A 12041-nucleotide genomic window follows, 5' to 3' on the forward strand; every position below is an offset into this window, starting at 1 on the left:
CTGTTTATTCCTTAAGCCATTCCAGGGCTTTGTCGTTATGGTCAAAATACAGCACTTGCATTGTACCATTTTGTTTTTTTACCATATCGTTGGTCGTTTGTTGAAGGGCTACCTCAGCAAAGTAGGATGGAGGAATAATCACCGCCATTTTTTCTAATCCAGCATCTGCCAATGTCTGATTAAACTCTCCTGAAATCCAGTCTTGCAGGGCAGGCTCCATTACAAAGTCAAACTCTTTGGTATCGGCAAGCCATCTTTTTGCGCTCTTTTCTTTAACAAAAACAGCTGCTTGGGTTAATAACTTTTTCAGTTCATTTTCTTGAATATACTTGGTTTCAGCAAGCCACTGCAGGTTTACAATTGAATTCTCTTGATCCCAGGTTGATTTTAGGTAAGGTGAGTTGATAAACACTTCTTGATTATTTTGAGTAGTATCCATGCGTTGAATAAGGTTATAACTGTAAAAAAAATGTTTTAGGCTTTAGGATGTGAGATGGGTGTTTTTTAATTAAAACAGGCATAAGTGTGATGTTGATTGAAGCTTATCAACAAGGTAAATGTTTATAATTCACTGTTAGTGAAGCTTTAAACATCATAAAAGATAAACCATTCACACGAGTTTTAAAAATAATATAAGTTGTATTTTTTGTTGTGTAACAGACCGTCATTACCTATGGTTAACAAACAGTAAATAAGTGATTGATAGTGTACTAAGTAAGTTTACCTACGCGAGAGGGAAGGGAATAGTTGGCTATTTTACAAAAAAAACACCCCAACTAAAGTAAAAGCTGAGGTGGTTTGAAAAATAAATGATTTATACGCAACTATTGCACTGCTGTACTATCTGTTACCAAAAATAAGTCTTTTTGTGGCCATTGTTTAATGGTTTTTATTCCTCGTCTCATGAGCCCCTCCAGTTCATAGCTAAATCCTGGACCTCTCCAGGTGCTGGTATTAGTAACAATGGCATAGCTTATGCCGTCTTGCCTGCGTTTTACTACAATGCCAGTGCCGGCAAGACTTCCGGTGCGCCACCATCTTTGGGCATTGCAGGCTTTCCAACCTAACACCTTTTTTTCGCTGCTATCGCGTGGGGTGGTCATTGCCCTGATACTTTCTGGGGTTAAAAAATCGGGTAATGTGCTGAACCCATCAATTGCTGTTACCAAACGCAACAAGTCAGTGGGGGTAGCCAGCCAGCCTCCTGCCGGACCCAGTGCCTCTATATTGGTGGCATCATAGGTGCGGGCTACCGAATCGCCCGTATTGTAACACGAGAGTTTTTTTTCTGCGTTGGCATGCTCATAATACCTTACTTCGGTAAAAGCTTGGTCTTGCATTCTATTTTTGCTCAAACGCATTCGTTCAATGCCCAAAGGTTTCAATATTTGTTGTACATATTTTTCATAGGGCATTCCTGCGGCTTTTTCTACTACTTTGCCCAGTACACAATACCCAAAGTTAGAATAGTCGTAAAACTTGCCAGGCTCAAAGGCTACCTCTTGGGTAAGCATAAACTTGAGGGTAGTTTCAAAGCTTGGGGGCGACTTTACCTGCATACGTTTGGCTACAGCCAAAGGAACAAACATAGGGTCGGTACGATAAACATTGCGCCAGCCACCTGTATGGGTAAGCAAATGTTCTACTTTGATTTTGAGTAGGCGAGGGTTGTTATAGTGCAAATAAGCAGTATCATTTAAAATGCCTTTTTTGCCAAAAACTGCCTGATCAAGCCTGATTTTTTTAGCTTCTACCAGTTTCATAATGGCCACTGCTGTGACAAGCTTTGATACGCTTGCGGTGCGAAATAAATGATAGGGGGCTGTTTTTTCGTGGTTGATGGTGTCTGCTTCGCCATATGCTTTGGCATACAGCAACTTACCGTCTTTTACGATGCCCAGCGAAAGCCCTTGCACATCCCAATAATGCATAAACCGATGGATCAAAGTATCAAACTTCACCGTTTCGTTATAGTTTGAATGGTGATTTCTTAAAGGAAAGTCAATGGTAGGTTTGGTAGGCTGGGCAGCTACTTCTTTGTCTAAACTTACTTCGCGTACCTTTTCACTCTTCACTCCACAGCTACTTAACCAGCTCGTAAGGACAACTCCCCCAAAATAAATCCAGAAATTTTTTAACATAATTGCGATTTGAATATAATAAGACTACAATGCTACAAAAAAATATGAATACAAGCCCATTCTTTTTTGCAAGTAGTGGCAGATAATTAAATTGGCAGTATAAATTTAATAGCCTATAGCCCCAACGAGGTTCTAGGGACTAGTACCTTATCCTCTAAGTAAATGCACTATTTATTTTGGATGAGATTTGTTCTCTGACGAACTTCAAAAATTGAGCATAGCCATAGCTACGCGATATTTTTTAAGTAAAGTCAGGGTGCGAATATCGCCGAAATAATGTATCAGGTATTTAGAGGTTGAGGTACTAGGTATACCCTGTTCCCTAAGTAACTACACTTTTCTATCACGTTAATTTTTAGTGACTTATAAAAACCGTAGTTAAATTAAAAGGATTCGAGCCACTTGTTTATGTATAATAGTAGCACTTTTATAACCTAAACTACACTTATGAAAACAAAAAAAACAATATTTATTGTATGCCTGACGGCTATATTTTCTTGGCTGGTGATAGGCTGCGGAGAAAAAAAAGAACAATCTGCCAGTGATCGGGCACAAGAATTTTCCAATCGTTTGATCAAGGTAATAAACGAGTTTGAAAATGAACGTACCCAAGCTTTAGAGGTGATCACGATCTCGAACGCCAGGATGGGAAAAGATATGTCTAGTAGCAATATGTCTGCTAAAAAGAAAGCCGATAACTATGAGAGAGATTGGAAAAAAATCGCAGTAAGCGTTAAAGCAATGGAGGCAAAGTTTAATGCCATTGAGCAAAGCTCAAAAGCTTATTTTAACCAACTGTACAGTATCAATGAAAGCATTAGCAGCGACGATTTGCGTAAAAAAGAGTTTAGCAAAAATACGGCGTTGAAAAAAAACTGGGATAAAGTATACCAGAAAGCCCAACAAGATATGCGGAACATAAAAACTGTGTTAGAAGAGGGTAATGATTTGCATAAGGTGTTGATTTCCAGTGTTATGAGGTCAAAGATTACTGATAATGTTAGCCAAATGCACAATATATCGAGCCGGGCGCGCAAAGTAGTGAAAGAGCTGAGCAGTTTTTCGGTAGAGAGCAAAAAGATACTACAGGGTGGTTTTACTAGCTACCGCACCCCAAAAAACAAGGCAACGGAATCAACTAATCAGCATCGTAAAAACCAGGAGACATCAGGTGAGCAACCCGACCCTACCCCCAAGGTAAACAATGATGCCCCGTTGATCGAAGTATTGAGTAACGAAATCAATGCTTCGAGTTATTTATCTACTGATGGTTTTGTATATAAACCTGCCAACGTAAATGATAATGACCTGAAAACCTGGTGGTCGCCCAAGCGTGATGATTTTTCAACTAATTGGTTACAAGTCATTTTTGACTCCGCAGAGCCTATCAGGGCTATTGAAGTACACGGAGGTTCTCATTACCCTGATTACCCAAAGCATGGCGATATTTTTAGGATGAATCATCGGGTAAAAACTGCCACACTTGAGTTTTCTGACGGAAGCAAAGAAACCATTCGCCTCAAAGACATAGATGCAGTGCAAGAGTTTCAATTTCGCCCGCGTAATACCCGCTACATTATACTTAAAGTCAAAACCTGGTACCCTTCCGAAAGATGGAAAGACATCTGTGTATCACATTTCAAGGCATTTAAATAATGAGTATCTCAGGTAGAATGATATGGTGGGGGTGGTATTGCCTATGGGGAGTGGTGGTGGTGGGGTGCAATCGCCCACAGGCAAAAAATGGCCAAAAAACGCAAGATTCTGTTACTGTATCTACATTAGCCGACTCTGTTGAGGTAAAACCACCCACTTGCGACTCTTTGCGGCGAATGCAAACCATCAAAGTAGCGGGACATTTGGTAGACATTGCCGTACCTCAGGATTCGACAAACATAAAAGCCAACTTATTGGTATTGCAAGGCTGGAACTTCCCTAAAGACGATTGGTGTAAGAAATCGTCCTTGTGTAAAAAAGCCCTGTCGCAAGGCTATCGGTTGATTATGCCCGAAATGGGCAAAAGCACTTATTCTTCCAAACTATACCCGGAAACTCTCAAACAATGGCGCAAGTACCCTACCCTTAAGTGGGTAACTGATTCGTTGATTCCTTATTTGCAACAACGATATTGTATCATGACGCCCCATCAGGCAAACTTTGTGGTAGGGCTTTCTACTGGAGCAAGGGGGGCTGGGTTGGTAGTACTCAATCTACCTGGTTTGTTTAAGGCCGTTGCTGCTCTTTCCGGAGACTTTGACCAAAGAAAAATACCCTACGATCGTATTATGACTGGGTTTTATGGCAGTATTGCTACTTTTCCGAAGCGCTGGGCAGGGGAAGATAATATGGTGGTAAATATTCAAAAATTTAAAACGCCATTTTACCTGGGGCACGGCAAGTTAGACCGCGTATGCCCCCCTGCCCAAACTCAGTTATTTTACCAAACACTTAAGAAAGCTCACCCTCGGCTCAAAGTAGTGTTAAGTATGCCAACGTGGGCAGCTCATAACTACAGGTATTGGGACTATGAAGTAGATAAGTTTCTGAAGTTTTTTGAGGCTTATAGGTGAATTGCTCCAGCAAAAAAAGCTGCTTGTGTTTGAGCAGCTTTTTTTGTTGTTGGTACTTACAATAGTCCATAGTATTTAGTCGATAGTCGATAGCTGATTCGAGTAAATGTTTACCTTGTTAAATGCTGTAAACCAGTATTTTATATTAAGATTGCTTACTCAATTTATTTTTAAAAGTGTGTCGGTTTTACGCCCAAACACCCAATTAAATAGTTTTTAAATTCGTAAATAACTGAGAACCAGCAAACAACTTTGACTAAAATCACTGCGGAGTATTGTACTTAAACAAGCTTTTATTATGCTTCAGCTTTTTTACTAAGTACAATGCCATGCAGCAATAAACCAATTGCCAAAACAAGCATGATGATACCATACGTCAAAAATGCAGAAGAAACATCCATAAACTTAAGCGCAACACTGGTAATATTGGGCGAAACAAAAATAGCGAAGAACAATAAACTGGTAAATATACCCATGAAACGCCCAACCAAGGCAAGGGGCACTAAACTCATAATCCACAGGCTGGTATTGGTGCCATTGAGCCCATAACCCAAACCTGCCAAACCTACTCCTATCAAAAACACAGGGTAGGTGTTGGCTTGATTGATAGTGATGAATCCGATACCTATCACAATAAATACCAATGCATAAATCAATTGGTAATGCAGCCTTTGTTTAATGGGCGTATACAAAAACATAGAGCTGGCCGCACCAGAAGCCAAAAATACCGCAAAGCCAGTCACGATATAGTAAATATCTGTGCTAAACCTTGCCACAATGATGTCGGGTAATTTGATAAAAGTTAAACTTACCAGTGTAACCGCCACAAAAGAAATAGTATAGACCAATATCACCAGTGCTTTGGGGTAAGAGGTGGTAGAGAGGTTATCTGACGCTACTGTGGTGGTAGCTGTTGGATCGCTGGGAGGGGGACTGCCAACTGGTTTTTTGTCATGAAGCGATATGATTGCCAATGGAATAAGTAAAAAAGCTACCCCATACATCGCAAAAGGGTGGTGCCAGCTTTTGGCAGCCAATGGAGCTACTACATACAAAAAAGCCACGCTTGCCCACAAACTAAAGCCATTGATAAACCCCATAAACCTGCTGCGGGCTTCTCCCTCAAAATAATCGGCAACAAAGGTAAACAAAATGGTCATGATGCCCGCAATAGACAAGCCTATAAGGGCGCGCGATACTATGAGCAAGTAAATATTGTTGAGGTACAGCCCCGATGTGCCTGCCAACCCATATAAAGCAAAGGCAGCAATGAGTAACTTTTTTTTGCTAAATCTTTCGATGAGTAAGCCCACTATGGTGGCTCCTATAGCAATAAACAACGCATTGAACACCAATACATAGTTTACCAATAGCTTTATATTAGGTACTTGTGCAAAGCTTTTGGCGATAGCGGGTTGCAGTGGCATTACTACTGCGTCACCCATTGACACTAAAGTGCCCCCTATAAGTAGGGTAATTTTAATCAGCGGATTTACTTTTGGTTGAGTCATATCAGAAGGAAGTTAGGTATACTTGCATAATATCCTTTTTTGTGGGCATAAATGGCGCCATGATGAAAAAAATCACGACTTTACGATAAATATTATTTGAAAGCCCACTGTCTTTAGTAGTGGGATGAAAAATAGTTGCCGAATGGCAAATGATGTTCACACCTTTTTTTGGTTTTCAATATATTTTTTGATGTTTTTTTCTGAAATATGCCCTACCGATTCCACATAATATGATCTAGTCCAAAGTGTTGGAAGTCTACTTTTTAGTTGGGGAAATTCTTGCCTCAAATGGCGACTAGTGTAGCCCTTAAGTTGCCCAATAATGAAGTGAGGAGCATCTATCGGCTTTGCTTTGATGAAAAGATGCACCTGGTATTGTTTCTATTTCAATGCCCAAATCTTTAGCCTTTGAAAGCAAAAGTTCTTTGAGCCTTTTTTGTATTTCCTGAGTCAGGACTTTCCTGCGATATTTTGGACACCAAATGATATGATAGCCAAGTTTGTAGACACTAGTTTTAGAGCTTTTCCAGCGTTTTTCCATGGCTTAAATATAGTATTTAATTGTCAGATAAATAATATTTCCTTCGTATATTGCATTATGCTCCAAGTAGTGAAGACATACAAATACAAGCTCCGAAATTTGTCGGCTACCCAAACTCAAAAACTGAGTAGCTGGGTGGGTGCTTGTCGGTTTGTGTACAACCTCGCTTTGGAGACCAAACAATACGCCTACAAAGCCTACGGGGTTAACTTGTCTCGCTTTGATTTGGATAAGGAGCTCAAAACCCTCAAGGATGTTGAATGGATCAAAGATGTTCCATCACAGAGTCTTCAGGATGTGCTCCAAAGGCTTGAGAAAGCCTATCAATCTTTCTTTAAGGGTGGTGGCTTTCCCAAATGGGCGAAAAAAGGCAAATACAATTCTATCACTCTAAAGTCAGTCACTCGTGACAACTGTGGGGCAGGTCGTTTTGTTCTTCCAAAACTAGGCGAGGTCAAAACCTTCTACTCACGAGAAATCCCCAAAGAAGCCAAACTTAAGCGAGCAACCATCATCAAAGAATCGGATGGTTTCTATATTTCTATTATGTTCTCAACGATCACCCAACCACTTCCGAGCAATAACCAAACTGTGGGATTGGATTGGGGGATAGAACATTTTCTAACAACCTCAGATGGCGAACACATTGCCAATCCGCGCCTTTTTCAGCACTACCAAAAAAAGCTCAGGATTGAACAACGAAGCCTTTCCCGCAAAAAGAAAGGAGGGAGCAACTTCAAGAAGCAAGCCCGAAAACTTGTCAAACTTCAGGCTAAAATTGCCCGTATTCGCAACGATTTTCAACACAAAGTCAGCAAAAGCTTAATTCTCAAATATGGCTCTATTGCGGTTGAAAACCTCAAAGTTCGCAATATGACTGGTAGCGCCAAAGGAACCACTGAAGCACTTGGAAAGAATGTCAAAGCCAAATCAGGTCTTAATCGCTCTATTCTGGACACGGCGCCTTCTATGTTTTTGGATAAGCTGGAGTACAAATCGAAATGGCACGAACGAACTTTTGTCAAGGTAAACCCAAAGCGTACTTCCCAGGTATGCTCTGAATGTGGGCACAAAGACAAAGAAAGCAGGAAAACACAAGCCAAATTTGTGTGTACATCTTGTGGTACAAAACTAAACGCAGACATCAATGCTGCAAAAAATATGGAGGCAAGGGCTTTTGCCTCCATCCGCTAACGTGAACCATTGGGTTGTGCGTTGGATGAGAATCCCCTTTGCTTTAGCTTGGGGAGTAGTCAATCTAAAGATTTGATCACCTTTTTTACCATTTCTCCCACTTTGGAAGGCGCAAGCCAACGTGTTACAATTACCAGGTTGTGTTGTGGAGCTATCACAATAAAATTTCCTCCAAAACCGGCGGCATAATAGACTCTTTCTGACACTCCAGCCCAATGCCTTGCCCCTTGTTTGTTGAGCCACCACATGTAGCCATAGTTTACATTGGCTTTAGAGGAGGTAGTAGCAGCTTTGATCCATTGGGGCGAAAATATTTGTTTTCCGTTCCAGTTGCCATTATTCAAAAACAATAAGCCAAAGCGCGCATGATCTTCAGTATTGATAAATAAACCTCCGCCTGAGTGTCCGCCACCGCTTACTGATTGCACCTTGGTACCATCTACGTTTACCCACGAATTGTCATAGCCAAACCAACGCCAGGTAGTTGAAGCGCCTATCTTATCCATGACCTTTTCTTTCAGTACCTGGGGCAGGGGCTTGCGCCAAACCTGAAGCAACGAATAAGCCAGCAGATTTACCCTTACATCGTTGTATTTAAAGTGAGTGCCAGGTTCGTGCAGTTTACGTCTTTGCCATTCATCTATGTTCCCAGTATTGGGTGGACGGTCTGCCCAGTCGTGCCCTCCCCAAAGTTGCCCATACCAGTCAGATGATTGGGTAAGCAGGTGTGCCCAGGTTATTTTGGCGTTGTGTTGTCCACTAAACTTTCCATCCCATACATATTGTCCTACCCGATCATCAAGTGAACCTATCAGTTTTTCGTCTATAGCCAGCGCTGCTACTGTAGACAAATAGCTTTTGGTTACACTAAAAGTCATGTCAACCCGCTTGGTATCGCCCCATTGGGCAATCACATAGCCATTCTTTAAGATCATACCTGTAGGAGCTCCTCGTTTTTTGACTGGTCCCAATATTTTGTGAAAAGGTTCGCGGCGAAAGCCCTTTAAGATAGCTGTGCGTAAATCACGCGATCCTGAGTATTCATTGGCTTTGGCAAAGTTTACTGCCTCTTGTAGGCGTTGCTGGTTTACTTGTAGTTGCTTAGGTGATTTGCTTTGCCAGGTAGCACCCCTTGGCGGGAAGTAATCGCTGTTTTGGGCTGTCAAACTGCTTCCAGGCAGCCCAAGGATACAGATAAAAACAGCAATCAATAAATTTTTTTCTTGAATTTTAGTCATTGTCCTTTTAGGTTTGAATAGTTTTTATCAATCAAATCTATTCGATCATAAGTTCAATTGCTAATAACCAGTACTTTTAACAAAAGTTTATAAATCAGGCATGAAGCAGTGCCCCAAATAATCGCTATTTTTGTTTTTTAAAATACATTAAATCAGACACATATATGAAATTGGACATATTGGCATTGGGGGTGCACCCCGACGATGTAGAGCTGGCGTGCAGTGGTACCGTTATTTCTCATATAAATAGGGGTAAAAAAGTGGGTATTGTAGACTTTACCAGAGGCGAATTGGGCACGCGAGGCACCGCCGAAACCCGCAAGGCAGAGTCTGAAGCTGCTTCTAAGATTTTGGGGGTAGAGGTGCGCGAAAACCTGGAAATGGCAGATGGCTTTTTTCAAAATGACAAAGCCCACCAACTAAAATTGATTGCTGCATTGAGAAAGTTCCAGCCCGAAATAGTACTTGCCAATGCGCTCGATGATCGTCACTCTGACCACGGCAGAGCTGCCAAACTTGCCATAGATGCTTGTTTTTATGCTGGATTGGTAAAAGTAGAAACCCTTGACGCACAAGGCAACATTCAAGCACCTTGGCGACCTAAACAAATTTACCACTATGTACAAGACCGCTACATGAAGCCTGATTTGATTGTAGATGTTACCCCATTTTGGGAGCAACGGATGGAAGCAGTCAAAGCTTTTAAAACACAGTTTTTTATTTCAGGCAACGAAGACAACGAGCCTGCTACACCTATATCTACCCCTGATTTTATGCTTTTTTTGGAAGCCCGCGCCCGCGAGTTTGGACGCTTGATTGGGGTAAAGTATGGCGAAGGTTTTGTGAGTCGTACCCCTATAGGAACCACCAATTTGTTTGAATTGAAATAGATGCGCAAAAAGCTGCATAATTGTCAATTAAACCGTCAGCGAAAACTCATCACCACTTAACGATTGCCTCTATGAAAACCATTGCTTTTGTCATTTTACCCCAAGTACATATACTAGACCTTGCCGGACCTTTGCAAGTGTTTTATGAAGCCAAAAACGACTATCAGCAACCGTTTGATTTGCAACAAGTAGCCCTTGCTCCAGAGGTGTCTATGGCACAAGGGCTTACCTTGAGCCACTTGGCACCTTATACCACGCTCAGTTTGCAGAAAGGAGATTATATAATAATTGCGGGTATACATACCAGTGGTTTTCGTTCAGAAATATACCAGCAAGCCTCCCCTGCATTTTTTGCCTGGCTCAATGCCCAGCACGTTCAAGGTGTAAAAATATGTTCGGTGTGTACAGGGGCGTTTGTATTGGCACAAGCTGGTTTGTTAGACGGTAAAAAATGCACTACTCATTGGAAAGCTTCCCAGGAACTCCATGATAAGTTTCCAGCGGCTAAAGTGCAGTCTGACTGCCTGTATATTAAAGACCAACAAGTGTATACCAGTGCTGGAGTAGCTTCGGGTATCGATCTTGCCTTGTCTATTCTGGAAGAGGAAGCAGGTGCTTTATTGGCGGCAAAAGTAGCCCGCGAAATTGTGGTGTATATGCGACGCAATGGGTTGGAGCAACAGCAAAGTATTTACCTGGATTATCGAACCCATTTGTATGAAGGAGTACACCGGGTACAAGATTGGTTGGTGCAAAACCCAGAGAAAAAAAACAACCTCGAAGAACTTGCCGAAATGGCGCACATGAGTAGTCGCAACCTTACCCGTTTGTTTCGTAAGGCTACTGGAGTCAGTGTGCATGAGTTTGCTACTAAAATAAGACTTGAGTTGGCAAAAAAACTACTTAAAAACCCTGACCTCACCATTGAGGCGGTAGCTGCCCGGTGTGGCTTCAAAGATGCCCGTCAGTTGCGTCGTTTATGGCGCGAGCAGTTTGCCCAAAGCCCGCTCGAATGGAGAGTGAGTCAGGTGATGTAAGTTTGGATGGCTTGTTTTGTCCGGTAAATGTCCTTTTATCAAGTGTTTTATCCACCTATATTTGTGTCATTATCAATATTTAGAGCTTATTTAAACTTTCGCGTGTAGAGTGATTTTCGATGAATTTTGTTCTCAGATGCGTTAAATTTTGAAGGAATAGCACGCTATTTCAGATAAATTTAACAATATATGAGGGGAATATTCGCGTAAAGTGCCTATTAGGTGAATTTTAAACAAGCTCTTAAACACTTTTTCGATGGACAACAAAAAATACAACGTAGGGATTTACCTGTTTGACGATGTAGAAGTATTAGATTTTGCCGGACCTTTTGAAGTTTTTGCTGTAACAGCAGAACTATCAGACTATCAATATTTTGAAGTCTTCACTATTAGCGAAAGTGGGCAACAAGTAAAAGCTCGGAATGGGTTAAAGGTACAGCCTGACTACAGTTTTGAGAACCATCCTGCAATAGATGTCTTGATTGTTCCAGGGGGGATGGGTACCCGCGAGGTATTTAAGCATCAAAAGCCTCTCGACTGGATTGCTAAAACAGACACCACTACTCATATTACTATGTCGGTGTGTACTGGAGCGCTATTATTGGCAAAGTTGGGTTTGCTCAACAATCAGCCCGCTACTACCCACCACACCACCTTTGATTTTTTGAGGAAAGTATCGCCCACTACTGAGGTAATAGAAGACCAGCGTTTTGTAGACAATGGACATGTGATGACTGCGGGGGGGATTGCGGCAGGCATCGATTTGTCGTTGCATGTAGTAGAAAAACTTTTTGGTAAAGAGGCAGTGGCAAAAACCCTGACAGAAATGGAGTATGGCGATTGGCGAGCGGCCACTGTGTAGTAAGTCAGTAGTGAGGCCTTGAAAGCTTGCCGATGCGCGTAAAAAACGTGATGGAGT

The 12041-nt window shown here is 41.6% G+C and carries 10 protein-coding genes and 1 pseudogene; 6 read left to right on the forward strand and 5 right to left on the reverse strand.

The window, feature by feature from the left end:
• Positions 1-4 precede the first annotated feature (4 nt).
• Both M23134_RS02825 and M23134_RS02830 read right to left on the reverse strand, forming a co-directional pair.
• On the reverse strand, positions 5-439 hold the full coding sequence (locus M23134_RS02825; protein WP_002693756.1) for a hypothetical protein: 435 nt from the start codon (positions 437-439) through the stop codon (positions 5-7).
• Positions 440-824: 385 nt separating this feature from the next.
• Positions 825-2141 carry a serine hydrolase domain-containing protein gene (locus tag M23134_RS02830; protein WP_002693757.1) on the reverse strand — a complete coding sequence of 439 codons (1317 nt, stop codon included), beginning with the start codon at positions 2139-2141 and terminating at the stop codon, positions 825-827.
• 447 nt (positions 2142-2588) lie between these two features.
• Here M23134_RS02830 and M23134_RS02835 point away from each other — a divergent pair, with 447 nt between their 5' ends.
• Complete coding sequence (locus tag M23134_RS02835; RefSeq protein WP_002693760.1) at positions 2589-3797, forward strand: NADase-type glycan-binding domain-containing protein; 1209 nt, start codon at positions 2589-2591, stop codon at positions 3795-3797.
• Positions 3797-4711, forward strand: a complete 915-nt coding sequence (locus M23134_RS02840; RefSeq protein ID WP_157558306.1) for a prolyl oligopeptidase family serine peptidase — start codon at positions 3797-3799, stop codon at positions 4709-4711. Before M23134_RS02835 ends, M23134_RS02840 begins: the two co-directional genes overlap by 1 nt.
• A 296-nt stretch (positions 4712-5007) precedes the next feature.
• On the opposite strand, the gene M23134_RS02845 is transcribed toward M23134_RS02840, so the two are convergent.
• Positions 5008-6222 carry an MFS transporter gene (locus M23134_RS02845; RefSeq protein ID WP_002693772.1) on the reverse strand — a complete coding sequence of 405 codons (1215 nt, stop codon included), beginning with the start codon at positions 6220-6222 and terminating at the stop codon, positions 5008-5010.
• Between the two features lie 156 nt (positions 6223-6378).
• Positions 6379-6763, reverse strand: a pseudogene (tnpA, locus tag M23134_RS40415) (IS200/IS605 family transposase).
• Between the two features lie 57 nt (positions 6764-6820).
• On the opposite strand from tnpA, the gene M23134_RS02855 reads away from it, so the two are divergent.
• A complete protein-coding gene (locus tag M23134_RS02855) occupies positions 6821-7957 on the forward strand; it encodes an RNA-guided endonuclease InsQ/TnpB family protein (RefSeq protein WP_002693776.1) in 1137 nt (378 codons plus the stop codon).
• A 59-nt stretch (positions 7958-8016) separates the two neighbouring features.
• On the opposite strand, the gene M23134_RS02860 is transcribed toward M23134_RS02855, so the two are convergent.
• A complete protein-coding gene (locus M23134_RS02860; protein ID WP_002693777.1) occupies positions 8017-9195 on the reverse strand; it encodes a serine hydrolase domain-containing protein in 1179 nt (392 codons plus the stop codon).
• A gap of 164 nt (positions 9196-9359) precedes the next feature.
• Between M23134_RS02860 and bshB1 the strand changes: the two genes are divergently transcribed.
• The 3 genes from bshB1 (at position 9360) to M23134_RS02875 (ending at position 11984) form a co-directional block, all read left to right on the forward strand.
• Complete coding sequence (gene bshB1 / locus M23134_RS02865) at positions 9360-10085, forward strand: bacillithiol biosynthesis deacetylase BshB1 (RefSeq protein WP_002693779.1); 726 nt, start codon at positions 9360-9362, stop codon at positions 10083-10085.
• 71 nt (positions 10086-10156) lie between these two features.
• Positions 10157-11122, forward strand: coding sequence for a GlxA family transcriptional regulator (locus M23134_RS02870; protein ID WP_002693781.1), 966 nt, complete (start codon positions 10157-10159; stop codon positions 11120-11122).
• A 256-nt stretch (positions 11123-11378) separates the two neighbouring features.
• A complete protein-coding gene (locus M23134_RS02875) occupies positions 11379-11984 on the forward strand; it encodes a DJ-1/PfpI family protein (RefSeq protein WP_002693783.1) in 606 nt (201 codons plus the stop codon).
• The last annotated feature ends 57 nt before the right edge of the window (positions 11985-12041 follow it).

Origin of the sequence: Microscilla marina ATCC 23134, assembly GCF_000169175.1 — a bacterium.
Lineage (GTDB): Bacteria > Bacteroidota > Bacteroidia > Cytophagales > Microscillaceae > Microscilla > Microscilla marina.

Coding starts and splice junctions, on each gene's coding strand:
- M23134_RS02825 (WP_002693756.1), bottom strand. CDS start 439: ATGGATACTACTCAAAATAATCAAGAAGTGTTTATCAACTCACCTTAC.
- M23134_RS02830 (WP_002693757.1), bottom strand. CDS start 2,141: ATGTTAAAAAATTTCTGGATTTATTTTGGGGGAGTTGTCCTTACGAGC.
- M23134_RS02835 (WP_002693760.1), top strand. CDS start 2,589: ATGAAAACAAAAAAAACAATATTTATTGTATGCCTGACGGCTATATTT.
- M23134_RS02840 (WP_157558306.1), top strand. CDS start 3,797: ATGAGTATCTCAGGTAGAATGATATGGTGGGGGTGGTATTGCCTATGG.
- M23134_RS02845 (WP_002693772.1), bottom strand. CDS start 6,222: ATGACTCAACCAAAAGTAAATCCGCTGATTAAAATTACCCTACTTATA.
- M23134_RS02855 (WP_002693776.1), top strand. CDS start 6,821: ATGCTCCAAGTAGTGAAGACATACAAATACAAGCTCCGAAATTTGTCG.
- M23134_RS02860 (WP_002693777.1), bottom strand. CDS start 9,195: ATGACTAAAATTCAAGAAAAAAATTTATTGATTGCTGTTTTTATCTGT.
- bshB1 (WP_002693779.1), top strand. CDS start 9,360: ATGAAATTGGACATATTGGCATTGGGGGTGCACCCCGACGATGTAGAG.
- M23134_RS02870 (WP_002693781.1), top strand. CDS start 10,157: ATGAAAACCATTGCTTTTGTCATTTTACCCCAAGTACATATACTAGAC.
- M23134_RS02875 (WP_002693783.1), top strand. CDS start 11,379: ATGGACAACAAAAAATACAACGTAGGGATTTACCTGTTTGACGATGTA.